The sequence below is a fragment of the Photobacterium kishitanii genome (assembly GCF_003026355.1).
Classification (GTDB): domain Bacteria; phylum Pseudomonadota; class Gammaproteobacteria; order Enterobacterales; family Vibrionaceae; genus Photobacterium; species Photobacterium kishitanii.
Genome location: NZ_PYON01000006.1, coordinates 228,221 through 254,986 on the forward strand (window position 1 = coordinate 228,221; position 26,766 = coordinate 254,986).

Annotated in this window: 17 protein-coding genes, 1 tRNA gene, 2 rRNA genes and 1 riboswitch; of the genes, 5 read left to right on the forward strand and 15 right to left on the reverse strand. The window is 39.9% G+C overall.

Going from position 1 to position 26,766, the window contains the following annotated elements; all coding sequences use genetic code 11:
- Nucleotides 1-36: 36 nt before the first annotated feature.
- The 9 genes from C0W29_RS09530 to C0W29_RS09575 form a co-directional block, all read right to left on the reverse strand.
- Complete coding sequence (locus C0W29_RS09530) at nucleotides 37-732, reverse strand: hypothetical protein (RefSeq protein ID WP_235869010.1); 696 nt, start codon at nucleotides 730-732, stop codon at nucleotides 37-39.
- The gene (locus C0W29_RS09535) at nucleotides 692-1,813 is read right to left on the reverse strand and encodes a hypothetical protein (protein ID WP_045044955.1); all 1,122 of its coding nucleotides are present in this window, start codon (nucleotides 1,811-1,813) and stop codon (nucleotides 692-694) included. Before C0W29_RS09535 ends, C0W29_RS09530 begins: the two co-directional genes overlap by 41 nt.
- Nucleotides 1,806-2,876 (reverse strand): hypothetical protein, encoded by a 1,071-nt coding sequence (locus C0W29_RS09540; RefSeq protein WP_045044956.1) that lies wholly within the window; start codon nucleotides 2,874-2,876, stop codon nucleotides 1,806-1,808. Before C0W29_RS09540 ends, C0W29_RS09535 begins: the two co-directional genes overlap by 8 nt.
- A 1,143-nt stretch (nucleotides 2,877-4,019) precedes the next feature.
- Nucleotides 4,020-4,220, reverse strand: coding sequence for a hypothetical protein (locus C0W29_RS09550; protein WP_107174192.1), 201 nt, complete (start codon nucleotides 4,218-4,220; stop codon nucleotides 4,020-4,022).
- Nucleotides 4,221-4,481: 261 nt separating this feature from the next.
- Complete coding sequence (locus C0W29_RS09555) at nucleotides 4,482-4,928, reverse strand: hypothetical protein (RefSeq protein WP_045044958.1); 447 nt, start codon at nucleotides 4,926-4,928, stop codon at nucleotides 4,482-4,484.
- Nucleotides 4,928-7,021 carry an integrase gene (locus C0W29_RS09560; RefSeq protein ID WP_045044959.1) on the reverse strand — a complete coding sequence of 698 codons (2,094 nt, stop codon included), beginning with the start codon at nucleotides 7,019-7,021 and terminating at the stop codon, nucleotides 4,928-4,930. Before C0W29_RS09560 ends, C0W29_RS09555 begins: the two co-directional genes overlap by 1 nt.
- Complete coding sequence (locus C0W29_RS09565) at nucleotides 7,011-8,582, reverse strand: site-specific integrase (RefSeq protein ID WP_208019740.1); 1,572 nt, start codon at nucleotides 8,580-8,582, stop codon at nucleotides 7,011-7,013. Before C0W29_RS09565 ends, C0W29_RS09560 begins: the two co-directional genes overlap by 11 nt.
- 15 nt (nucleotides 8,583-8,597) lie before the next feature.
- Nucleotides 8,598-9,911, reverse strand: coding sequence for a site-specific integrase (locus C0W29_RS09570; protein WP_045044960.1), 1,314 nt, complete (start codon nucleotides 9,909-9,911; stop codon nucleotides 8,598-8,600).
- Nucleotides 9,912-10,075: 164 nt separating this feature from the next.
- Complete coding sequence (locus C0W29_RS09575; RefSeq protein WP_045044961.1) at nucleotides 10,076-10,636, reverse strand: single-stranded DNA-binding protein; 561 nt, start codon at nucleotides 10,634-10,636, stop codon at nucleotides 10,076-10,078.
- Between the two features lie 670 nt (nucleotides 10,637-11,306).
- Here C0W29_RS09575 and galU point away from each other — a divergent pair.
- From galU to C0W29_RS09590, 3 genes are all read left to right on the forward strand, one after another.
- Nucleotides 11,307-12,173, forward strand: coding sequence for a UTP--glucose-1-phosphate uridylyltransferase GalU (gene galU / locus C0W29_RS09580; protein ID WP_036793089.1), 867 nt, complete (start codon nucleotides 11,307-11,309; stop codon nucleotides 12,171-12,173).
- 143 nt (nucleotides 12,174-12,316) lie between these two features.
- A complete protein-coding gene (uvrA, locus tag C0W29_RS09585; RefSeq protein WP_045042526.1) occupies nucleotides 12,317-15,145 on the forward strand; it encodes an excinuclease ABC subunit UvrA in 2,829 nt (942 codons plus the stop codon).
- Between the two features lie 74 nt (nucleotides 15,146-15,219).
- Nucleotides 15,220-16,965, forward strand: a complete 1,746-nt coding sequence (locus C0W29_RS09590) for a PglL family O-oligosaccharyltransferase (RefSeq protein WP_045044962.1) — start codon at nucleotides 15,220-15,222, stop codon at nucleotides 16,963-16,965.
- Between the two features lie 53 nt (nucleotides 16,966-17,018).
- Here C0W29_RS09590 and C0W29_RS09595 read toward each other — a convergent pair whose 3' ends face one another.
- Nucleotides 17,019-18,137 carry a pyridoxal-phosphate-dependent aminotransferase family protein gene (locus C0W29_RS09595; RefSeq protein WP_045042524.1) on the reverse strand — a complete coding sequence of 373 codons (1,119 nt, stop codon included), beginning with the start codon at nucleotides 18,135-18,137 and terminating at the stop codon, nucleotides 17,019-17,021.
- A 205-nt stretch (nucleotides 18,138-18,342) separates the two neighbouring features.
- A riboswitch (Lysine riboswitch) is annotated at nucleotides 18,343-18,524 on the forward strand.
- Nucleotides 18,525-18,631: 107 nt separating this feature from the next.
- Here C0W29_RS09595 and lysC point away from each other — a divergent pair.
- Nucleotides 18,632-20,002 (forward strand): lysine-sensitive aspartokinase 3, encoded by a 1,371-nt coding sequence (gene lysC, locus C0W29_RS09600; RefSeq protein WP_045042523.1) that lies wholly within the window; start codon nucleotides 18,632-18,634, stop codon nucleotides 20,000-20,002.
- Nucleotides 20,003-20,069: 67 nt separating this feature from the next.
- On the opposite strand, the gene metH is transcribed toward lysC, so the two are convergent.
- Nucleotides 20,070-23,738: a methionine synthase gene (metH, locus tag C0W29_RS09605; protein ID WP_045044963.1), complete on the reverse strand. Its 3,669-nt coding sequence runs from the start codon at nucleotides 23,736-23,738 to the stop codon at nucleotides 20,070-20,072.
- Nucleotides 23,739-23,919: 181 nt separating this feature from the next.
- Between metH and C0W29_RS09610 the strand changes: the two genes are divergently transcribed.
- Complete coding sequence (locus tag C0W29_RS09610) at nucleotides 23,920-25,203, forward strand: cation:proton antiporter (protein WP_036793077.1); 1,284 nt, start codon at nucleotides 23,920-23,922, stop codon at nucleotides 25,201-25,203.
- A 54-nt stretch (nucleotides 25,204-25,257) separates the two neighbouring features.
- Here the strand turns inward: C0W29_RS09610 and metA are convergent, their stop codons facing one another.
- From metA to rrf (C0W29_RS09630), 4 genes are all read right to left on the reverse strand, one after another.
- A complete protein-coding gene (metA, locus tag C0W29_RS09615; RefSeq protein WP_045042521.1) occupies nucleotides 25,258-26,199 on the reverse strand; it encodes a homoserine O-acetyltransferase MetA in 942 nt (313 codons plus the stop codon).
- 203 nt (nucleotides 26,200-26,402) lie between these two features.
- A 5S ribosomal RNA gene (rrf, locus tag C0W29_RS09620) occupies nucleotides 26,403-26,518 on the reverse strand.
- An 8-nt stretch (nucleotides 26,519-26,526) separates the two neighbouring features.
- A tRNA-Thr gene (locus tag C0W29_RS09625) sits at nucleotides 26,527-26,602 on the reverse strand.
- Between the two features lie 46 nt (nucleotides 26,603-26,648).
- Nucleotides 26,649-26,764 (reverse strand): 5S ribosomal RNA (gene rrf / locus C0W29_RS09630).
- Nucleotides 26,765-26,766 lie beyond the last annotated feature (2 nt).

Below are 26,766 nucleotides of genomic sequence, written 5' to 3' on the forward strand. Positions count from 1 at the left end.
CATATCAACTGGGTTATCTTTACTTTAGTTGACCAGCTATTGTTTTATGAGCGTACTTTTGATTGATGGCAGAATATAACCCAGATGATCATCCCGAACCCTTAAGCTACATGTTTTAGAAAGTTCAAAATCAACAGTATGTCCATCAACGTAAATCGAGCTACTAAGCTTATCTAGATTATATTCCTTGCCTTCTATAAGCTTTTCCAGTGACTCAAACGCATCTTTTATACTTGTTATTTCGATACTAGCTTTCGCTGCCTTGTCTATAACTATACGACTAACTTTTACTTTCCCAGTGCCTTCAAGTTTAGAGTTGAGGTCACTTTCAAGTACGCCCTTAAACTTTTTCAAATTGAGTTCTGGATTACTGAAGCCAACCTGAAAATCAAATAGTCTTGTAAAACAATCCACAAACGTTCTCGTCGACTTAGGCGAATTGTAAATCACCATCAGTAGCTTATTTGTATCAAGAGCCTCTATATGAAAACTAATATTCCTATAGGTAACATATGATACCTCATCGATAACATTACCAAATTGGTCATAAGTTTCATTGCTAAACTCTACTTTTTCAGAGTACGTAGCGTGAAGAGTTTCCGACTCACTTAGTGACACGCCATGAAATGTAAAACCATGCTGCTCATCAGATAGCTGTCGTAATTTAGACAGCATTTCTGAAACACTTTTTTTACTGTTTATCAGTAGTAACTTCAGCCTCTGACGACTCATTTTCGTTCTCCCCTAGAGTTTCTGCTACGATTTCATCTACTATCTCACGTGCAGTATCTTCGATGAGCCTAGATATCCTTAGTTCTTCTTCCTTATCCAATTTGGACGGGTTTTTGTTATATTCGTTCTTGGCTTTATACTTGAACTTCCCTCTCGTTATGTAAGAGAAATCCTCAAAGGTCTCTGGTTCACCGAACATTGCTTCAATCACATAGATATCCGAACCTACAAGGTCCTCTTCAAATTTCCATCTGATTTTAGAAATGTAAAAACCGCGATTATAGAATTCTTGAAGCTCGCCAGAGTGCAGTACTCCCTCCCCTTTTAGTGAAGCTCTGCTTATATGTATACCAGAATCCCCAGATCTGTCTTTCTCATCATCAGTGGGCTTCGGGTGGAACACATAAACGTCCGTTACATCAATTGGCTTAAACCCATCCATTCTATAAAGCAGCTTTTGAAAGAACCTAGTTCGGGCGTCAGGATCTTCCACAGAAGTCATATTGATACGAGTTGAGTCAAATTCCTCGCCCGCATCTTCTGCTATAAGTTCGACAGACTCTCTAATAGTTTTTTCGTATCCTTTTACTTTTGGATTGTCTGGGTATCTTACTGTGTAACCAGAATCCGTTTTCTCGATCGTAATCGTCGCTTCTTTCTTAACAATTTGCTTGAAATCAGACTTGGTGTAATCAGGCGTTTCATACGTGATATCGACGATAAAGTTACCGTTTTCGTCTTCGTGCCAGATACACAAATCCTTTTCTTCAGTGATTTGCTTCTTAAGGACGTTCAACGATGTTTCCAAAGACTCTTTATCTACCTTAGTGGCATAATCGCTCGTCGTTGTTTTTTCTTTACGCTGCACCACCCCCATCGCCGAAGCTATTCTTTGATGGTCGTAATAATCGTGGTTGTATTTAGAGAAATCACGAGCAAGTTCTTCTCTTTTGGTTTCAGTCGATATGATTACGCCCCGTGAAAGGAATAAATCTCTTAGTTCAGAGTTATTAATCTTCGAGGTATTAAGTGCGTCAAATAAGGCCTTATCAGTAACGCTATAAAGGTAATTTTTATGCATGGACACCCTTCCAACCAATATCTTCTGAGTTGTAAAACTCAATCTTGTAAGGAATCAACTCAAATTTAATATCGAGTCTCTTCTTCATTTCTTCGTCATATCCCCACTCATGGGCATACTTCTCTAATGCTCGATTAAAATGTGATCGAGCTGAACCACTGGTTTCAGTATGTGGTACTTTTAATCGAATCTTATTTTCAGCGTTTAACAGTTGATACTTTGATAGTAAATCTAAAAGGTATAGAAACTCATTATCTGTGTTTGCTTCTCGGTTATAGTAGACAACATAACCAGGGTCGTATACCGATTTGATTTGACCACCAACGATATCATGCACCTCGTCGTGTTTGATGATAATGAAAGGCGATGACAGCATTTCAATAGTTGCTGGGAGATACTTCTCAGCGGAAACAACCTTGTGGAACGTCAACTCTGGGTAGTAAAAGCCAAACTCTGTTTTCGGAAACGTGCTACGACGAATCATATCGTTAATATCAGAGGCGATTGTCATCCAATAGTTAATCTGAAGTGGTTCAACAAAGTGCAGTTTTTTGTCTTTAGGAACAGGTATCTTTGAAAGTTGAACAGATCTAGGTAGCTGACCCTTTTGACCTTTCTCTCGCTTGGGCGGATAGAAAAAGTCATAGAAGCCTTTCTGGTATTGGTTGTCGTGGTTATAAACAAACAACAGACCTCGAACTTCAAAGTCACCCGCTGGAATTAGATATTTTGCTTGCCAGTGTGTGCTATTTTCTGCGCAATCAATCGTCTTAGCCAGAGATGTTAAAGCTTCTTCTATCTTCGTAGAGTTTATAGAACTCTTACCATAACTTTTCAAATCGGTATTAAAAAGAACGTTCTTATTGCTATAAGGGTCTTTATAGCCAAAGACAACATCAACAGGATGTGTATGTTTCTGGCTTTTTTCTTTATCCAAATGCTTGTCTTGCTTTCTACATGGGAAATCTTGGTCGTATGGACCATATTGTTCCCATTTAAAAATGCTTAGCAAATCAGAAGATACAACTTTTGCGATTTCCTCGCGAGGCCCATTTTCAGCCATTAATTCTAACTCCACTATTGAAAATTAAATTTTATCTAAACTTAGTTTCATAATAAGCAAATCAATGCTTACTCGCTAGTGGCTAACTCAATGTACTGTCAAATTTATCTCTTGATTTTGATTTATTTTTCTCTCTATCTACCTTTCTAAGGGGATAACAATACTCTGCTTATCATTAAGTAAGTGATATTCAAAATCATCTAAACGATTATTTAGTACCGCAAATAGTGATGCGTCATCATATGATAAATAGTTCAACTCTTTATCTAAGCTATTAAAAGAATTAATACTCATAGCTTGAATATCTGAAATTCCAGCAGACTCGCGGAACATCACCAATAAATTGCATATTTATCAATTAGTTACATAAGGGTGATCCGTAGAATACCATTTACAACTAATGATATATTTATCAACTGATTGCACTGAGGGTGATCCGCGGAATACCACCTCCAAATAATAAATATTTATCAATAAGTTATATGAGGGTGATCCATGGAATACCACCTGAGAATAATACATTTTTATCAACTGATTGCACTGGGGGTGATCCGCGGAATACCACCTAAAAATAAAATATATTTATCAATAAGTTATATGAGGGTGATCCATGGAATACCACCTGAGAATAATACGTTTTTATCAACTGATTGCACTGGTGGTGATCCGCGGAACACCATCTAAAAATAATACATATTTATCAATAAGTTATATAGAGGTGATCCATGGAATACCACCTGAGAATAATACATTTTTATCAACAAGTTACATGGAGGTGAACCGTAGAATACCATTTACAACTAATGATATATCTATCAACTGATTGCACTGGGGGTGATCCGCGGAATACACCCAAAAATAATACATATTTATCAATGGGTTACATGGAGGTGATCCATGGAATACCACCTGCAAATAATACATATTTATCAACTGGTTGCACTGGGGTGATCCGCGGAATACCACCTGAAAATAATATATATTTATCAACTGGTTGCACTGGGGTGATCCGCGGAATACCACCTGCAAATAATACATGTTTATCAATAAGTTATATAGAGGAGACCCATGGAATACCACCTGCGAATAATACTTTTTTATCAACAAGTTACATGGAGGTGAACCGTAGAATACCATTTACAACTAATTGATATATTTATCAACTGATTGCACTGGGGGTGATCCGCGGAATACCACCCCAAAACAATACATATTTATCAATGGGTTACACGTGGTGATCCGTGGAATACCACCTGCAAATAATACATATTTATCAACTGGTTGCACTGGGGTGATCCGCGGAATACCACCTGCAAATAATACATATTTATCAACTGGTTGCACTGGGGGTGATCCGTGGAATACCACCTATAACTAATGATATATTAATCAATGAGTTCAAATGGCCTAATTGTTTGCCCAATTAAAAGTGTATATACCAATAATGTATTTGTTACAAAAAAGTCATTAATTCAATTTTTTAATTATTCAGCCCATTGTATTTATCTACTAATAACCTCCTAAAATATTTCATATAATAATTTTAGTGAGTTAATTAACGCCCCACAAAAACCATAATAAATTGATTTATATAGGTTAAATCAATCAATTTCCACCAGTCTTACGCTTAAGCTCTATTAGTGGCTTCTCTAACTTATCAATTGCATCATCAAGACTGTCTATTCGAATACCGAGCTTATACGCATTGTATTGCCACAAAACAAAGCGCTGCTTATATGCTTCATTAATCTTATTTACTCTAGAAAGCTCAGCATTAAGTGTGGCAATCTTACGCTTCAGATATTCAGCATCCACATCATCACTAACAACGGTTAAGGATGATTTAGCTTCCCTCAATGCCGTTTTCTTCTGTGAGTACGCAGCCTGTATTTCCTTGTATGAGGATAATGATTGGCGCTGAACTCCATCTTTGACATTTAGAGCTAAACTCACTTTCTCACAAAGTAAATCCCACGTTAACTTCCCCTCCCACGCATTAATTATCGATATAACGAGTGGGTGGCTTTCAGGAGTAACAACAATTTTAGGCATTAGAGTCCCTCCATGATGTCAAATAAGTCTGATGCATCGTTATTTAATGCTAACTCTTCTGTTTTGATAGTGATGGCTTCAGTTGGCTGAGGTTGAATATCTGCGCTAAGCCCTTTACTAATCAGCGCATCTTTTATTGGGGATGGATCATATTCTTCTGGTATCCTGACAGGTGTGCCGTTAGGCGTATTTTCATCTTCAAGTATCTTAATTTTTGTTCGAATATGAGCAAGCCTCCACCCCTGTGCTGAAACCCAACGGTCAGCTCCAAATACGCCCATTTCATGGCTTTGCTGCGATTTACTTAATTGTGAAGCCACTTGTATTTCTCGTTTTTTCAGTTGTTGTAACGAGCTTTCCATTCCTTTAATACAAACCAATTCCTTGCACGTTTCACAATCTCCATCTCGCTGACATGGCAACATTGCAAAATCATGCTCACAAACACCCAACTCAGTCACAATTGCCGAACCAACCAAATCTTTGCCAATATCCTCAAAAGATACTGGGATATTCATATTGATTTTATCTAAAGGAGTCATGTTGTTACCAAAAAGAACAAGTGCCGATTCGTCAGATTTTTCTTTTTCGGTTCGATAATCATATTTAGCATTATCGCTAACTTTGGCTCGCCCAGCCCAATTAGCCAATGTCAACTCATCCATCCCACCACGCTCTGCTTTTGTAGATAACCAACGCCTAGCATCATGTGATGCAATTAAAACTTTTGAACAATCGGGTGAAGAAATGCCATGCTTAGCAAATAAAGATGACTTACCTGTATGGCCTTTATCTGAAAAACGATCATTAACAGCATTTACTGTTGGTAATCCAAATGAAAATGGTCGAGGACTAAAATCTTTGTGATATTCATTTTCGCGGTGTAATAACAACGCTTCAGATACTTTTATATGCTTAGCATTATCGATGTATGGGAAATTTTTAAACTTTTTAGCAAAATTTTCATATTGATACTTGCCTAATGCTTTATAGTTTATCGTTCCATCATTTTCTTTAAGAAGCGAAATTAACCATTTAGGCGTTGGCGCATTCATTGTGAATCTAGCTAGATTAAGTTCCATTGCGGCATTAAATTGCTGCACAGTTAACGGCGTTACATCACTAAAGTTTTCAGGTGTAATACAGTATTCATGGCGCATGAATTTATTTGGATTTTCTTCTGCAAACCTAGCGGCTTTTCGAGCTGGCTCACCAATACGCTCAAGCCTTTCAACCGCTTGAATAACTACATCTGTCATCACTGTAGGAACCCATTTAACGCCTTCTTTTCCCTTTTTGGCTGGAACCCATCGTATTCCTAACTTCATCTCTCCAGCGCGAGTTTCTTCCCATACAAGGCAATTAAGAGGAAGACTTAACACTTCAGAACATCTTGATGGAGCAACCATCAATAAAGCCATAACCGCCGAGAAATACTCAGCTTCCACACCAAGGTTTGGCGCATCATGGAAAAGTTTAGCTACTTGCATCATTACTTCATCTGAAGGCAACTTCTCTGCTCGATGTTTTTTCCCTTCTTCTGATACTGAAATAGCCACCAATTTAACTTTCTTAAATGGATTCGACCACTCAGGAATATTCGGTGTAAAATGGTTTTCACGGCAGAATTTTAAGATTAGTTCCATTTGATAACCCGCCTTATTCAACCCTTCCGAATTAGAGATACGTTTCCTAAAAATCGAGTCGATGTTAGTCAGAACCGTGCCATCTAAACCTAAAATATCAGCAGTTCCATTTACCTCTAAGAGAGCCTCTTCAAGAACACGCAGAGCCTCAAAGTGACGCTGGAGATTAGTGACAGGTTTATAAGAATACGCATACTTAATATATGCCTTAGCAAAATCGCGATAAGGTAGACTAAGCGGTTCAAAAGAATATGACGTTGATGGCTTTGTATTAGTCGAAAAACGGGCTGTAACCTTACGAACTCCTTTGTAATCTGCCCATAAATTCTCATCCCATTGATCCACACCAAAAGCATTCAATTTCTTACACTTAAGAATAAAATCATTAAGATTTCCTTCCGCTGTAAGCTCTGACTTTGGCTTAAACAGAAAAATATTATTTTCCATCATTAACCTCTTTTTCTGCTTTCATTTCCGCACATTTCTGTACAACCCATTCCACGGCTAATATCAATCGGTCTTTAGTTGAGGCATATTCCTCACTTTTTGTTGTTTTTAACCGTTGTTCTTTTTCTGCATACAGGTTTGCTAGGAGTTTTTCATGAGGTGCATCAATAAGGGGTCTGAACTTATGACAAAGGTAGCAAGCTTCATAGCCTTTAACACAAAAATCATTTGTACCACACGCCCCTACAACCTCACATTCATCATTAGGTATGCGAGCAGTCGGATCGTTGCCACGTTCTCCATCATCAGCAGATTCAATAATTTTTCCTAAAAAGGCATTTGCAAACGGAGCTAATTGACTACCCATGACCTTATCAATATAAGTTACTGTATCGGCAGTATTTTCACAGTAGACTTTTATATTTTGGGTATCACTGTGATCGAGCGCTTCAGCTATAATCAGCCCTCCTAAACCTTTGCGTCCAAGGTTAGTGCCCCTTGTGTGACGAAAACGCCTTGCAGAGATAAGAATATAATCCCCTGTACGCTCTGAAATAGCCTTCTGCTTAATCTGAAATTTCTGAACGTATTCATGCCTCAGATATAATGTTGATACGTGTAAGAGATCAGATAACAAAAGATCTGAAGATAATGGAGTGCTTTGATCTACAAGTTGCTCAACAGCCTTAAAATCAACAAAAAGAGGGGCTTGATCTATTTGGCTTAAGGATAGCTTGGTATTAAATTCCTTTTCTAAATAAGTCACTACAGACTTATGTAAATTATGGAGTATTAAATACAATTCTTCCGTTATTGGCAGTTTATTAAATTCACCCCGAAAGCTTCCACCACGTTGCTTAGAACGAGGGACATTAAGATAAAAATTACTTAAATTTCCATTAATTAAGTCACAGCCTTTTAATTGTCTAAGCTGAACTGGACGACGCGCAGTCGCTTGCAATGTATTAAGGTAGCTATAACAAGCAAAACTTATTTCATCAGCTTTAAATAAACGAATTAATTCATTATTTAGCGCAAGCACTTCATTAGGAGTAAAAGCTCCCGAATAAGGACAACGATTTGCTACAGCAACGCCTTTTTTATTCCCTGAGAGTGTCATGTTCTCAAGCACTTTAATCACATCAGATGAAACACCATAATATCCATAGTCATACCAACTAATTAAAAAACCACGAAGCGATCCTAAATACCATTCGTGCTCGTTATCTAGCATTGATCTCCAGTTTAAAATGGTATTTTCATCCAGTACTGTGCATTTGGTATCACGTACCATTCGTTGAAAACGGTGGTACATATTCTGTGTATGCTTTCCTGATGCTTCCTGCGCATAATTCGATAATGTTTTGCGAAAGCTTTCTAATATTTTAGGATCTAATGCCAATACTTCACATTGAAAGGAAATAATTGCATCTTTATTTAACTTCCAATGATTCGAGTTGATATTAAAGCTATACCCATCCTTAGATAAGAGTTCACCAGAAGAGGTTTTATAGCGACTGGTTGTTAACCGTCGATTATCTATAACTACTAACTTACTCATACAGCTAAATTTCCATTATTTATTATTATATTCGACTAGTTGTTGCTGCAACTCTTCTTGCTCTTGGAGAATTACTTCACCAGCTCTTTTTTTAATATGTCGACGGTTATAGGGATCTGCTGATTTTTCTGAACTGTGCCCCATTAAATGCTGGCGCATCTTTGCTTCTTTTCCACTATCAATAGATTGGTGGTTGCCAACCCCTTTTTCAGCTAACGCATTAATTGTATCTATCTTAATAGAAAAATCTTCATTCCAATGATGTCTAAAGTAGTGAGCATGAATCGCAGAAAACCTTTCATCAACAGCTTTCATTGCAGGAATGATAATGGTATCAAGAGTGCTAGCACTTAAGGGCTGACCTTGAGTTTTACATTTAAGGTGAGTTACAAATAAATAAGGGTGTTTATTCGCATTAGGTGTACGACTACGATATAAACAAATATATTCATCAATAAGAATGGCTGTTTTCTTAGATACCCTTAACATACGCTCTTTTGTTTTAGCTACAGGTTGGGTCTTTCGTGGATCATATTTATCATCATGCTCACGCTTAACCCAAATATATGGAGCATCACCAATCAAATCCATATTACCGTTAGAAATAGTAAGCGATAATAATTCACCTCGCCTTAAGCCTAACTCTTTTAATAAAACAAACATTAAATGATTACGTCTTTTAGTAATTTCATGCCTGAATGGATTTAATGGATGGTTATAATGCGCAATACCTATAAATTCATTAATTAAACCATCAGGTAGTTTTTTACTATCATGCCTATCAATAACGTTTTTACTTTTCCCTTTTGGGCGAGCCGCTTTAAACATTTTTAGCATGCGAGAAATAGCGCTAATTAATTGTGGATTATTCTGAAACTGAACAGCCACCCCAGCTAAAAAATAAATATATTCAGCTACCGATGTCATTCTATTATATTGGTGGTTACGTCCAACTGATGGTGTTACTTTTATTAACTGAGGATCATCATTTATATTTACCACTTTATTCCGAGTATTTTTTTTCTTCGAAATACCTTTTAAATGCGCCACATCAATAGCAAGGTGAGATTTGATGCTATCAATATCTTTTGCATCTAAAAACTTTCCACACTTAAATTCTGAATAAAGATCTCGGCCTTCTATTTTTTCCCACTGTAAAAACCAATTAACAGCACCTAAGCGACTAATAATCGTATTCACAGCCATTGTCGAACGCAGTTTTGCAGTAACCCAAAGAGTGGTATAAAAATGAGGCATCTCATTAACTCCCATTAATATGGGATATCGCTCACCATTATCAAACACCAGAGTATCTACTTTGTATTCCATGCTCGACCTTTATCCTTACACTTTATTTATACATAAACTATAGGTAAGCAGTTATATGCTGTCAATAAAATTGTATGAATAAAAAAACCCAACATTTCTGTTGGGTTAGTGTCAAATTCGATAATTAAAAGTGTTTATTCTTACACTTTTAAATTATATAAGAGCTAGAACGGAATATCGTCGTCAAAATCCATTGGTGGCTCATTATATTGTTGCTGCGGTTGCTGTGGAGCAGACTGCTGCGGTGCTGACTGATGTTGCTGTGGTGCATAATTTTGCTGTGGTGCAGCTGCAGGTTGTTGAGGCTGACCCCAGTTACCTTGATTCTGCTGTTGCTGCTGCTGGCCACCCATAGGAGCACCTTGGCCGCCATTACGGCCACCTAGCATCTGCATTACACCGTTAAAACCTTGAACAACAACTTCAGTAGTATATTGATCTTGGCCTTGCTGATTTTGCCACTTACGCGTTTGTAATTGGCCTTCAATGTACACTTGTGAGCCTTTACGTAGGTACTCACCAGCGACTTCTGCTAATTTCCCAAACAATGCAACACGGTGCCACTCAGTTTTTTCACGTTGCTCACCGGTAGCTTTATCACGCCAAGATTCAGAGGTTGCAATAGTAATGTTAGCTACTGCACCACCGCTAGGCATGTAACGAATTTCTGGATCATTTCCTAAGTTACCGATTAAGATAACTTTATTTACGCCACGACTGGCCATAGTTCACTCCAAAGCTGATAGCGACGGTATTGGGTGTTAATAGCCGCTTAGTCAAAGTTTATACTCAATCACGCAGTTTATCATGTCAGCAAGGTCAAGGCATAGCGTCAAAATAGGTTATAGCCCCCAATTATCCATACCAAATACAACTAACCCACCACAAAATCATAATCAGAATCAATATCAAAATCCACAGATAAGCCCTACTGCATCAAGACTGTCATTTTTATGACACTTCGGTAATTTAAAAATATATACTATGTAAATATTAATAAGGTACTCAGCTATCATTATATAAATATTCGCTAAGATCATATAATAAATAGAGTAATCATTGACGAAAATATTAAAGTAAATAGCAAACATATCAAAAACAAATAAGTAGCATGCGATAATAAATTAATAACAACTAGAATTTAAAAAACAATATAAGGATTATCATTAGGGTTAATAATTAAAGATTATACATCTTCAACTTATTGTTATAGTTTGCGAAAACAAGGATGATATAAAGTTGATTTATTGCCTAAAATCTCTAACAATACAACGCTATTAAGCGTTAACAAAACAATAATAACTATTGTTTTGTTAATTCTCACTAACGAAATTATCAGCAAGATTTAAATTTGCACTCAACACATAATCAATTACATTAAATCTAGGAAACACTATGATCAAGAAATGTCTATTTCCAGCAGCCGGCTACGGTACTCGATTTCTTCCAGCAACAAAATCAATGCCAAAAGAGATGATGCCAATCGTAAACAAACCTTTGATTGAATATGGTGTTGAGGAAGCGATTCAAGCTGGCATGAACGGGATGTGTATTGTTACTGGTCGTGGTAAAAACACCTTGATGGATCACTTTGATAAGAACTATGAACTGGAACATCAAATAAGTGGTACGAACAAAGAAGATCTTTTATTTGATATTCGTCGCGTTATTGACTCAGCTAACTTCACTTACATTCGTCAAGGTGAAATGAAAGGCTTAGGCCACGCTATCCTTATGGGTCGTGAGCTAGTCGGTAACGAACCTTTTGCTGTTGTACTTGCCGATGACCTTTGTGTTAACGAAGAAAAAGGCGTGTTAGCTCAAATGGCAGCTCTTTATAAGCAATTCCGTTGTTCAATCGTTGCCGTTGAAGAAGTACCTGAAGAAGATACTCATAAATATGGTGTAATTGCAGGTCAAATGATCCGTGATGACCTATTCCGTGTAGACAACATGGTAGAAAAACCTGAGCCAGGAACAGCACCAAGTAACCTTGCTATTATTGGTCGTTATATCCTAACACCAGATATTTTTGATATTATCGAGCAAACAGAACCAGGTAAAGGCGGCGAAATCCAAATTACTGACGCCCTACTAAAACAAGCACAATCGGGTTGTGTACTGGCATACAAATTTAAAGGTAAGCGTTTTGACTGTGGTAGTGTTGATGGTTACATTGAAGCAACTAACTACTGTTACGAAAACATTTATAAGAAAGACCAATCATCTAAGCTAGCTAAACAACAAACAACTAAAAAATAAGCCCGCTAAATATTTAAAAAATCCCGCGCTATAGCGGGATTTTTTTATTTGAGCTACTGTGTTTTTATTCAGTATCTTTTGCTCATTAAAAGCGGCTATGAAATACTACTCGCTTACAATCTAGCAAAAGAATAGTGATTGGTATGGATTACATCGAAGTACAGGGCGCACGCACCCATAATCTCAAAAACATTAATATTTCCATTCCTCGCGACAAGCTCGTTGTTATCACGGGCTTATCTGGTTCGGGAAAATCATCGTTAGCATTTGATACTTTATATGCTGAAGGTCAACGCCGCTATGTCGAATCACTATCGGCTTATGCTCGTCAATTTCTATCGTTAATGGAAAAGCCCGATGTTGATCATATTGAAGGCTTATCACCTGCCATTTCAATTGAACAAAAATCAACGTCACATAACCCCCGATCTACTGTCGGCACCATTACTGAAATTTATGACTATTTACGCTTGCTCTATGCGCGCGTAGGTGAACCTCGCTGTCCAACCCATAACGTCACTCTTGCCGCTCAAACGGTTAGCCAAATGGTTGATCAAGTGCTCGCGATGGATGAAGGCAGTAAGCTAATGTTACTTGCACCTATCATCAAAGAACGTAAAGGCGAACACCTAAAAACCCTCGCCAACCTCTCAGCTCAAGGTTATATTCGCGCCCGCATCGATGGTGAAGTGTGTGATCTATCAGATCCACCGACATTAGAACTTCATAAAAAACACACCATTGAAGTCGTGGTTGATCGGTTTAAAGTCCGTGATGATCTGCAATTACGCTTAGCTGAATCTTTTGAAACTGCATTAGAGCTTTCAGGCGGCACGGTGATAATCGCTCCAATGACAGCCGGTGAAGCGAGCGAACAAGTATTTTCAGCTAACTTTGCCTGTCCACATTGTGGTTATAGCATGCAAGAACTTGAGCCGCGACTGTTCTCATTCAATAACCCTGCCGGAGCGTGTGGCACCTGTGATGGTTTAGGCGTTCAACAGTATTTTGACCCAGAACGAGTGGTACAAAATGGTGAACTCAGTTTAGCTGGCGGCGCAATTCGCGGTTGGGATAAACGTAATTTTTACTACTTTCAAATGCTCAAATCATTAGCTGAACATTTTAAATTTGATGTTGAGGCACCTTTTAATACCCTACCAAAGAAAATCCAAACTTTGATCCTCTCGGGTTCTGGTAGCGCTGATATTGAATTTAAATATATTAATGATCGCGGTGACATTACCGTTAGACGACATCCGTTTGAAGGTATTTTAAATAATATGGAACGCCGTTATCACGAAACAGAATCTAATTCTGTCCGTGAAGAACTGGCTAAATTTGTCTCGACCAAACCTTGTTCTAGCTGCCACGGTTCACGTTTACGCCAAGAAGCACGTCACGTATTTATCGGTGAAACTAACCTACCCCATATCTGTGATATGAGTATCAATGAAGCATTTACTTTCTTTGATGAGTTGGCATTAACTGGTCAACGGGCTCAAATCGCTGCCAAAATTTTAAAAGAAATTAATGAACGTTTAAGTTTCTTAATCAATGTTGGCCTCAATTATCTCAGCCTATCTCGCAGTGCCGACACTCTTTCAGGCGGTGAAGCTCAGCGTATTCGTTTGGCAAGCCAAATTGGTGCAGGTTTAATGGGGGTGATGTATGTACTTGATGAACCATCCATTGGCCTCCATCAACGGGATAATGAACGCTTACTCAAAACGCTGATCCATCTCCGTGATCTCGGTAATACCGTGATTGTGGTTGAGCATGATGAAGACGCTATTCGCGCCGCTGATTATGTGATAGATATCGGTCCAGGTGCTGGCGTACATGGGGGGGAGATTATTGCCGAAGGTAGCCTCAAAGACATTCTAAAATCAAAGAAATCTTTAACAGGTCAATATCTTAGTGGGAAAAAATCAATTGCTATTCCAGCACAACGAGTACCATTTGATGCCACTAAAACGGTCAAACTACTGGGTGCCAGTGGCAACAACCTTAAAGATGTTAATGTCGAAATTCCAGTCGGATTACTGACCTGTATTACTGGTGTTTCTGGATCAGGTAAATCAACCTTGATCAATGATACCTTCTTTAGAATCGCCCACCAGCGACTCAATGGCGCGACCACAGGCACGCCAGCCCCTTACAAAGAAATTCAAGATTTAGAACATTTTGATAAAGTGATCGATATTGATCAAAGCCCAATTGGTCGTACACCACGTTCAAATCCTGCTACCTACACGGGTATTTTCACTCCCATTCGTGAATTATTTGCTGGTACTCAAGAATCTCGTTCTCGAGGCTATAAACCAGGTCGGTTTAGCTTTAATGTCCGTGGTGGCCGTTGTGAGGCTTGCCAAGGTGATGGGGTAATTAAAGTAGAAATGCACTTTTTACCCGATGTTTATGTACCGTGTGATGCCTGTAAGGGTAAGCGCTATAACCGTGAAACCTTAGAAGTACGCTACAAAGGCAAAAGCATTGATGAAGTTTTACAACTAACGGTTGAAGATGCGCATCAATTTTTTGAACCGGTTCCAGCAATTGCGCGAAAATTAAAAACATTAATTGATGTCGGCTTATCGTATATTCGCCTCGGCCAAGCAGCAACAACCTTATCTGGCGGTGAAGCACAACGGGTTAAACTCGCGAAAGAATTATCTAAACGTGATACTGGTAAAACCTTATATATTTTAGATGAGCCCACCACTGGCTTACACTTTCACGATATTCAGCAATTGTTAACTGTATTACATAAGCTACGAGATCGTGGCAATACTATTGTAGTGATCGAACATAATCTGGATGTGGTTAAAACGGCGGATTGGGTAATCGACCTTGGCCCTGAGGGAGGAAACGGTGGTGGTGAAATTATCGCTACAGGTACTCCTGAACAAGTAGCGCTGGTTGCTGGTTCGCACACGGCAAGGTTTCTTAAACCACTGCTTAACATCTAATTGTAAAACGTAATTAGGCCCTACAAGCAGGTTGACATCAGTCAGCCTGTTTGCTTTTTCACTCAGGACTCACCATGACAGTGTTACAACTTCAAGGTACGAAATTAGAACAGAAACGGATTTCTAAGCCTTTACCTTTAGTACGTTTTTTCTTAGCCAGTGTGGGCTTATTATTTATCGTTGCTATGCATTATTTTCAGCATAACCCCGGCGGCTCAGGGCTTGAGCTGTCATTTAATGCAGCAGCATGGATTCCATTTAGCGTCGCTATTAGCTGTGGTCTATTAGAAATATGTCGTCAAAAAGTCTGGCGTTATTCTCGTATGACACTGCTTTTATTTAGCTGTTGCGTGCTACTGACATTACCGGTGTTTTACCCCAATGCTGATGGCTTCGCAGCTTCAAACCGCTTGCTAACTCTCTGGGCAGGATTTTTATTTTTCACCAGCTTACAACAATTTGTTTTTACCCATAGTCAACGGCAACGATTATTATGGTTTATCACTATTGCTGTCTTAATCGAAGCCGTGTTTGGCTGGTACCAATTTTTATGGCTTACGGCTAATAATCGTTTTGGTTATGACATTATCGCTAACCGTCCCTATGGTATTTTCCAACAACCAAACGTAATGGCGAGTTTCTTAGCCACCGGACTGGTTATTGCCGCCTATTTATTAGCCCGTCTGCCGCGTTATCGTGGTAAATGGGTCTGGCAACATATGATCTTGCTGGCAGTACCAGTACTAACAATTCCGTTACTGGTGGTACTTAATTCGCGCACAGGCTGGTTAGGTGCAACTATCGGCTCATTACTGATGCTACCTTATCTATATCGATTTGCTGCTAAGTATCAACAACGTATGTGGGGATTAATGCTACTGTTAGGACTCGCATTAGCGTGGCAAGTTAGCAGCACAACCGACAGTTCTTTTTCTCATCAAGCGCGTATCACATTAGACAGCCAACGCTCAATTATGATGCCGCAAGCTTATGAAATGTTTACCTCCAAGCCACTAACGGGTTATGGCTATGGTAAATTTGAAGCCGCATATATCACTCAAACTGCATTATGGCATCATCAGGATCCGCAACAATATCCAGCCGGTGTAGCAAGTTTAGATCATCCTCATAATGAATTACTGTATTGGGCAGCTGAAGGCGGCATCATCCCGTTACTGGGTTTAATACTGGCAGCATTAGCGGTACTGGTTAGCATCAAAAAAGCCCCGAATGGTACTCAATTAGCGTTAGTCGGATTATTTTTTCCTATCGTGTTACATACTCAACTTGAATACCCGTTTTATCATTCGCTCGCCCATTGGATCGTCTTTATTATTTTGATCTTTTGGGTTGATAATCTCACCGCCAAGTATCATCGCTATCAAACTCAGTATGTACTCGCACTTAAAGTCAGCGCGATCGCATTACCCGTAATGATCACTAGTTTTATGATCACTACTTTATATTCAGGTTGGTTACTGACTAAGTTTGAAACCACCCGCCCCGTTGATATCAATTATTTAGTCAAAGTAAATAATCCATGGGCATGGCAACACCGCTTTGAGTGGGATTTACATCTCACCCAATTACAACTTGGTATCGCGACGGATAAGCCACAACTGGTTGCTGACTATGTTCGCTGGGCTAACCAAAAAGCCCAAACATGGCCACGACCGGCGTTATATCAGAACTTAGTCTTAGCCTATTACAATCAAGGTAAAACAGCACAAGCTGAGCAAGTTGCTACCGAAGCACAACAATTATTTCCGGGGATCAGCCTACCTAGCACCACTACAGCAGCAACTTCGTCAACAAAATAATCACTGTTTAACCATCAATGGCGATCACGATTGCCATTGATGGCTCCATCGAGTTATTTCAACGTACTTTCAAGCGCTTTAAGACACAAAGCAACATTTTCACTACGAGCAGCATAACCCATTAACCCAATCCGCCATGCTTTACCTGCTAATGTTCCCAACCCTGCACCAATCTCAAGGTTATAACGTTCTAATAAAGTTGATCTTACTACTGCATCAACAACGCCATCAGGAATATAAACCGCATTAAGCTGTGGTAGTCGATAGGCTTCTGCGACTACAAATTTAATTCCTAAAGCTTCAAGTCCTGTTTTTAATTCTAAATGAACACGTTGATGTCGCTGCCAAGCTTGCTCGAGCCCCTCATTTCGCAATAGTACTAACGCTTCATGTAACGCATATAAACTATTCACAGGCGCGGTATGATGATAGCTGCGTTTACCTTCGCCACTCCAATAGCCAAGTACTAAACTTTGATCCAAAAACCAACTTTGCACTGGTGTTTGGCGCTGCTGAATTTTAGCTAATGCTTTTTCAGAAAACGTTAACGGTGATAACCCAGGTACACACGATAAACATTTTTGACTGCCAGAATAGACAGCATCCAATTGCCACTCATCCACCAGCAATGGCACCCCACCTAATGAGGTCACCGCATCAACAATGGTTATGCAGTCATAACGACGCGCAATTTCAGCCAATAGTTTCGCATCAGATAATGCCCCGGTTGAGGTTTCAGCATGTACAAATGCAACAATTTTAATCTCAGGATCGGCCTGTAATGCTTGTTCAACCAAAGCGGGTGATACAGGTTCACCCCATGCATTATCAACCATAACCGCGACGCCACCGCAGCGTTCTACATTTTCACGCATTCGATCGCCAAACACGCCATTACGGCAAACTAATACCTTATCACCTACCTCAACTAAGTTAACAAAACACGCTTCCATACCCGCACTACCTGGAGCAGATACTGCAATCGTAAACGCATTGTTTGTTTGAAAAGCGTATTGCAACAACTGCTTGAGCTCATCCATCATTTTAATAAATAACGGATCTAGATGACCAATTGTCGGTCGGCTCAACGCTTGCAAAACCTGCGGATAAATATCAGAAGGACCAGGCCCCATAAGGGTTCTTTGGGGAGGCATAAAGCTAGTGATAGGCATAGATTCAACTCCATTAAATCATGATTATTATCAATAAGGTGTGTCACGTTAGTGGTTATTACAGGATATTAGAGCAATACCAAAGCCGCAAGTAATAACCCCAAACCCGGTTCGCAACACATACTTTTTGTTAACTATCGAGAAATTATCATTTAACAATTGACAACCAAGGCGAACTTCCTATTCAATGATAACAGTGTTTATTCACTACAGAAGAGGTGCGTTACCCAGGTATCAATATTGTAGGTCCCAATCCTTAAACCATATTGAGAGGGGGAGTAACGCCGAGATATAACGTGTTTGGGGCACGTTATATCGGCTATGAAAGTTGAATCTTTCAGGCTGTCATCTAAGTCAGGTTGACGATGATGGGGAGCTTCTGGGTAGCCGCTACCAGCGTTACTGCCTATTACCTCCTCGACAATGGACGTCGGGAATTCTTCCGAAGTAAATAACCTACCTTGCAGCATTTACGATAAAGGGAGAACACCGTAATGAGCATTACTCCAGCAGCTATAAACCAGTTAATTGTCGCTAAATTTGGCGGTACTAGTGTTGCCGATTACGCAGCAATGTGTCGCAGTGCTGACATCGTTATCACTAACCCACACACTAAAATAGTATTAATTAGTGCCTGTTCGGGAGTGACTAACTTGTTAGTTGCATTAGCCAATGGTATTAGTGATACCACCTTACGCCAGCAGCATTTACAGCAATTAACCAATATTCATCAACAAATCCTTGATCAACTGCAACACCCAAATACTGTTCGCGATGCTATTTATGCATTACTCGATGATATTGCTTCTGCCGCAACCCAAGCCGCAACGAAACCGTCACCACAACTAACCGATCAACTGGTCAGTCACGGCGAATTATTATCGACCCATCTGTTTAACCAAATTTTAGTTGAAATGAATGCTGCCGCGATTCGATTTGATATTCGTACTGTGATGCGAACTGATGCTCAATTTGGCAAAGCGATTCCACAACCAGAGATTATTCGTCAATTAGCTCAGCAACATTTAATGCCACTCTTAGCTACCCATGTAGTGGTCTCACAAGGTTTTATTGGTAGTGATAGCCAAGGCAATACCACCACGCTTGGTCGAGGTGGCAGTGATTACAGCGCGGCATTAATTGCAGAAGCGACGGATGCTACTACCTTAGAAATCTGGACCGATGTACCGGGGATGTACACCACTGATCCACGTATTACCACCGCCGCTAAGCCGATTAAAGAAATCAGTTTTAGTGAAGCTTCTGAAATGGCAAACTTTGGCGCTAAAATACTCCATCCATCGACACTGGTACCAGCGGTAAGGCAACAGATCCCAGTATTTGTCGGCTCATCAAAAGCTCCCCAGCAAGGCGGGACTTGGATTCGAAAAACAGTTGACCAAGCGCCGTTATTTAGAGCATTGGCACTGCGTGGTAATCAAACCATGGTGACCCTAACTAGCCTTAATATGTTTCATGCTTATGGCTTTCTAGCAGAAGTCTTCCGCATTCTGGCTGAGCATAAAATATCCGTCGATTTAATTACTACCTCAGAAGTCAGCGTATCATTAACACTTGATCAAACCGACACTGGCGGCGGAGCACCAACACTACCACTCGCTGCAGTAGAACAGCTCAATCAATTATGTCGTGTTGACATCGAACAAGGATTATCGCTAGTCGCATTAATTGGTAATCGTATGAGCAATAGTAAAGGCTCAGCTAAACATATTTTTGGCGCACTCGATGCTTATAATTTACGGCTAATTTGTTATGGCGCTAGCCCGCACAATTTATGCTTCTTGGTTGATGAGGCTGATGCAAAATCGGTGGTGAGCACGCTCCATCAACAACTCTTAGAATAATAGCCACTACCAGAAATAAAAAAGGCGCAAACTTTGCGCCTTATTTATTTTTAGCCGAAGAATATCATTATAAATTAGGCCCGAGCCACTTCTCAGCCTCGATCATATTCCACCCCTTACGATCGGCATAACTGGCTAACTGATCATGTTGGATCTGCGCCACCGCAAAATAGCGTGCATCAGGATGCGAAAAATACCAACCCGATACCGCCGCCCCCGGCCACATCGCATAACTCTCAGTTAGCACCATGCCTGTGTTAGCTTCAGCATCCAATAACTGCCATATAGCACCTTTTTCCGTGTGCTCAGGACAAGCGGCATAGCCAGGAGCTGGACGAATACCTTGATACTTTTCACGGATCAAATCATCATTTGCTAGATCTTCATCCGCAGCATAACCCCAAATCTCCTTTCGCACGATTTGATGCATACATTCAGCAAATGCTTCTGCTAATCGATCTGCCACTGCTTGAATCATGATTGCATTATAATCGTCACCTTGCGCTTTAAACTGAGCAGCAATTTCATACTCACCAATACCACCCGTTACAGCAAAAGCACCAATCCAGTCGGCTTTGCCACTTTCTTTAGGGGCAATATAATCTGACAAACAATAATTTGGCCCTTTCGGCTTCTTGGTTTGTTGGCGTAATCCATGCAATACTGTTAACACTTCAGTACGGGTTTCATCAGTGTAAACCTCAACATCATCGCCAATATTATTTGCAGGGAATAACCCACAGACGCCATTGGCTTTAATCATTCCTGTCCGTTCAATATCATCAAGAATTTTATTGGCGTCTTCAAATAACTTAGTCGCTTCAACCCCTACCACCTCATGACGTAAAATAGTTGGATATTTACCACTTAATGACCAAGTCATAAAAAAGGGCGTCCAATCGATATATTTACGTAACTCAGCAATAGGAAAATCAGTAAAAGTATGTACCCCAGTTTGTTTCGGCGCTGGCGGCGTGTAGTTAACCCAATCAAGTGCAACAGCATTTTCTCGTGCTTGCTCGAGTGTGATCGGTGCTGTTCGTGGTTTTTTACGCGCATGTTGTTCACGTACAACATCATATTCAGCGGTTAATCGCTCTACAAATGCTGGTTTTTGTTGTTCGGATAACAGCGCTGAACATACACCGACAGCACGCGATGCATTAGATACATATACCACTGGCTGTTGATAGTTTTGTTCAATCTTGACTGCGGTATGCGCTTTTGAAGTAGTGGCACCACCGATTAATAACGGAATATCAAATCCGCGCCGCTGCATTTCTTTCGCTACATGCACCATTTCATCCAATGACGGTGTAATCAAACCACTCAAACCAATAATATCGACATTCTGTTCTTGCGCGACCTGCAAAATTTGATCGCATGAGACCATTACACCTAAGTCAATGATTTCATAGTTATTACATTGAAGCACGACCCCGACAATATTTTTACCAATATCGTGCACATCACCTTTTACGGTGGCTAATAGAATCTTACCGTTGGTGTATCCGACTTGTTTTTCAGCATTAATATACGGCTCTAAATGGGCAACAGCCTGCTTCATGACTCGCGCTGATTTAACCACTTGTGGTAAAAACATCTTACCTTCACCAAACAGATCACCCACCACATTCATACCAGCCATTAAAGGCCCTTCAATAACGTCTAACGGCTTAGTGGCATTGACACGAGCTTGTTCAGTATCTTCAATAATAAACTCAGTAATACCTTTGACCAGAGCATGCTCTAACCGTTTTTCAACTGACCAACTACGCCATTCTTGCTGACTACGATCTTCTTCAACGGCACCACTATCACGATAGTTGGCAGCAATATCGAGCAGTCGATCAGTACTGTCATCACGCCGATTAAGCACCACATCTTCAACCGCATTGCGTAATTCATCAGATAGATCATCATAAATCGCTAACTGGCCCGCATTAACGATCCCCATATCCATGCCATTTTTAAAACAGTAATATAAAAACACCGCATGGATCGCTTCTCGAACAGGGTTATTACCTCGAAATGAAAACGATACATTAGATACCCCGCCAGAAACCATCGCATGAGGTAAAGTACGTTTAATATCAGCAACGGCTTCAATAAAATCGACCGCATAATTATTATGTTCTTCGATACCGGTCGCGACAGCAAAAATATTAGGATCGAAAATAATATCTTCTGCGGGAAAACCTACTTCATCGACCAAAATATGATAAGCATTGGTACAAATTTCAATTTTACGCTCACGTGTATCAGCCTGACCAACTTCATCAAATGCCATCACAATCACAGCAGCACCATAACGACGTAACAGCTTGGCTTGAGCAATAAAATTCTCTTTGCCTTCTTTGAGTGAAATTGAGTTAACAATTGGCTTACCCTGAACACATTTAAGTCCAGCTTCAATAATTTCCCATTTTGAAGAATCAACCATGATCGGTACTTTCGCGATCTCAGGCTCCGTTGCACACAAATTAAGAAAACGCACCATTGCCGCTTTAGCATCTAACATGCCTTCATCCATGTTGATATCAATAATTTGTGCACCGGCTTCAACTTGCTGACGAGCAACCTCTAACGCCTCATCATACAGCTCGTCTTTAATTAAACGTTTAAAACGTACTGAACCGGTGACATTGGTACGCTCACCAACATTAACAAATAAGCTATCAGCCTCAATAATCAGCGGTTCTAATCCCGATAATCGACACGCAATTTTAATTTCAGGTAACAGGCGAGGTTTAATATTCTTGGTGGCTTGATACATTTGTCGAATATGTTCAGGGGTAGTACCACAACATCCACCGACCAAATTTAAAAAGCCTTGCTGAGCCCACTCTTTAATATGTTCAGCCATTTCCTCGGCTTCAAGATCATACTCACCAAACGCATTAGGTAAACCAGCATTCGGGTGCGCCGAAACCGCACACTCAGAAATCCGAGATAACTCAGCCACATACTGGCGTAGTTCATCCGGTCCAAGTGCACAATTTAAGCCAAAAGATATCGGCTTTACATGGCGTAATGAATTATAAAAAGCTTCGGTAGTTTGGCCTGAAAGAGTGCGGCCAGAGGCATCAGTGATCGTTCCTGAAATCATCACCGGGAGCTCATAACCCAGCTCTTCAAATACACCTGTTACCGCAAAAGCACAGGCTTTAGCATTAAGGGTATCAAAAATGGTCTCGATCAAAATAATATCGACCCCACCTTTAATTAACGCATGCGTTGACTCGCTATAAGCGATCACTAATTGATCAAAGGTGACATTACGGAACCCAGGATCATTAACATCAGGGGAGATAGAACAGGTGCGGTTAGTCGGGCCTAATACCCCAGCCACAAAACGCGGCTTATCTGGTGTTTGTGCAGTCCATTCATCTGCTGCTTCACGGGCAAGCGTTGCGGCTGCAAAATTAATTTCGGCACTGAGGCTTTCCATATCATAGTCAGCCATTGCAATGGTAGTCGCGTTAAAGGTATTGGTTTCTAAAATATCAGCGCCAGCTTCTAAGTACTCAAGATGAATATCTTTAATTAATTGTGGCTGGGTTAAAACTAATAGATCGTTATTACCTTTAAGATCTGTATGCCAATCACTAAAGCGTTGACCTCGATAATCTTGCTCATCAAGTTTATAGCCTTGGATCATAGTGCCCATGCCGCCATCAATGATCAAAATTTGCTGTTCGAGTCGCTTATGCAGTACATCCTTGCTTTTTAACACTACATTATATCCTTATAATCCATTACAGCCTGATAACATCCTATCACAATTCAAATAGGAATCTAGACGTCTAAACAGGTAGAATGGCAAAATAAGTTAATTAACGGTAGCCATTACTAACTGATGGTTTTACTATCACAAATAATTAAATCTAATCAATAATTTAATCTAGAGGTTTGGTATGTCGGTTTACAACACCCTCTGCTTCCTAGCTGCAGCAGCAATGCTTATAGCTTTTATAAACAGTAAGATAGGTAAGATGCAAACGACCATTGCCATTACGGCTGGCTCACTCATCTTATCGTTACTGATTATTTTTGCAGGTCATAATGGTTGGTTTCATCTCGAAGATATTGCCTCAACCCAAATGGGAAAAATCAACTTTGAAAACTTTTTGCTAAAAGGGATTTTAGGATTTTTGCTCTTTGCAGGTGGACTTGGTATAAAATTACCTCACCTCAAAGAGCAAAAATGGGAAATCACTACTCTAGCATTAGGCTCAACCCTGTTTTCAACCTTTTTTATTGGCTTTAGCTTATGGGGTATTTGTCAGTTACTTGGGATCCAACTTGATCTTATTTACTGCTTACTTTTTGGCTCACTGATCTCACCGACAGATCCAATTGCAGTACTCGCTATTGTTAAAAAAATGAATGCGCCGCGCCGAATCTCAACCCAAATAGAAGGTGAGTCATTATTTAATGATGGCTTTGGTTTAGTTATTTTTGTCACTCTATTTACCATTGCCTTTGGTGATCAAAGCCCAACGGTTGTCAGCGTAAGCCAATTATTCTTACAAGAAGCGATTGGCGGTATTGTGTATGGCTTTATTCTTGGTCTAATTTTCCATTACCTCATCTGCTCAACCGATGATCACTCGATGGAACTTCTACTTACCATTGGTATTCCAACTGCAGGTTATGCTTTTGCTGAAATCATTCACGTTTCAGGCCCATTAGCGATGGTAGTTTCAGGTATTATGATCGGTAACTGGACTCGTTATATCGGTTTCTCAAAAGAAAGTGAGGAGCATCTTGATCACTTCTGGGAACTCGTCGATGAATTCCTTAACGGCCTATTATTCTTGCTCATTGGTATGACCATGCTTGAGTTCAGTTTTCACCAAGAAGACTGGATTCTAATGGCAATTGCAATTCCACTAGTATTACTAAGCCGCTACTTAAGCGTGAAATTACCTTATCTTGGCTTTAGCCATTATCGTCAATACAATCCAATGTCAGTTAAAATCCTTACTTGGGGTGGCTTGCGCGGTGGGCTTGCACTTGCCATGGCAATGGCCGTACCGGCAGGGGTAATGGTTATTCCAGAAAAAGACATTGATGTCAGAGAAATTATACTGGTAATGACTTACTCAGTTGTGGTGTTCTCAATCTTAATTCAAGGCTCGACCATTACCTCATTAATTGAAAAAGCCAAGTTGTGGGAAAACCAGAATAAACATTAATTTTTCCCTTAACCATCAATAATAAAAAGGCCTGCCAATAAGCAGGCCTTTTTATTAATTATCTTTAGTAAAACTCGCTTCTGAGAAATGCTCCAAGTCATAAGGCGTCTGTTGATAGACACAGTAATTAAGCCAGTTACTAAACAATAAATGACCATGACTGCGCCAACTTGCAACAGGATCACAATTAATATCATCATTTGGATAATAATTAACAGGTATCGCAGGCTCCATCCCTTGTTCACGATCACGCACAAATTCATTGTGTAACGTATCGACATCATACTCAGGATGACCAGTGACAAACACATTGCGTTTATCTTTGGTTGCAGCCAAATAGACCCCAGCCTTATCTGATGTTGCCAATATATCTAAATCAGTATGTTTGCCAAGATAGTCAGCAGAAAAATCAGCATAACGAGAATGAGGAGCAAAGAAGGTATCATCAAAACCACGTAGAATAGGGTGATGACAGTCATGTATGCGATGATGATAGACACCAGAAAGCTTTTCTTTACGTGTACGCTTAGGCAAATCATATAACAGCTTTAAGCCAGCTTGCGCCGCCCAACAAACAAATAATGTAGAAGTTACATGATCCTTAGCCCAATTCATGATTAACTGAATTTCTTCCCAATACAGTACATCTTCAAATTGCACTAAACCTAATGGTGCTCCAGTTACAATCAAGCCATCAAAATTACGATCTTTAACCATTTCGAATTGACGATAGAAAGTATCTAAATGTTCTTGAGGAGTATTTTTTGTTGGTCGGTTATCGATTCGTAATAGTTCCACATCAACCTGTAATGGACTATTCGATAACAACCGCAAAAACTGAGTTTCAGTCTCAATCTTCTTGGGCATTAAATTTAGTAATAAAACTTTAAGCGGTCGAATTCCCTGACTAGCAGCACGAGCTTCCGTCATCACAAAGATATTCTCACTTCTCAAAATATCTGTAGCAGGTAAACGATCCGGTATTTTAATTGGCACTTTGGTTTTCTCCTTACCCCAAAATAGCTTTAGCCGTCTAGATATCCAGTTAAAACTATAGAAAAAACAATAATGGTGCAAGTAAAATTAAACCATCTCAACCGAGACTATCGCGTAATTGTAATAAAGAGATGAAGAATAACGAGGAATATTGATACGTCAGAAATGAAAAAACCCAGCCGAAGACTGGGTTTTAAAGAGGTATTTAGCAATGTCCTACTCTCACATGGGGAGACCCCACACTACCATCGGCGCTACAACGTTTCACTTCTGAGTTCGGCATGGGATCAGGTGGTACCGCTGTGCTATGGTTGCTAAAAAAATAAATGGTGCTAGTACCCAGAGTCGAACTGGGGACCTCACCCTTACCAAGGGTGCGCTCTACCAACTGAGCCATACCAGCACACAAAGCTGTTATGAATCTGCAAGTGCAAATTCTAAAATTTGAAGCCTGGCGATGTCCTACTCTCACATGGGGAGACCCCACACTACCATCGGCGCTATTACGTTTCACTACTGAGTTCGGCAAGGGATCAGGTGGGTCCATAACGCTATGGTCGCCAAGCA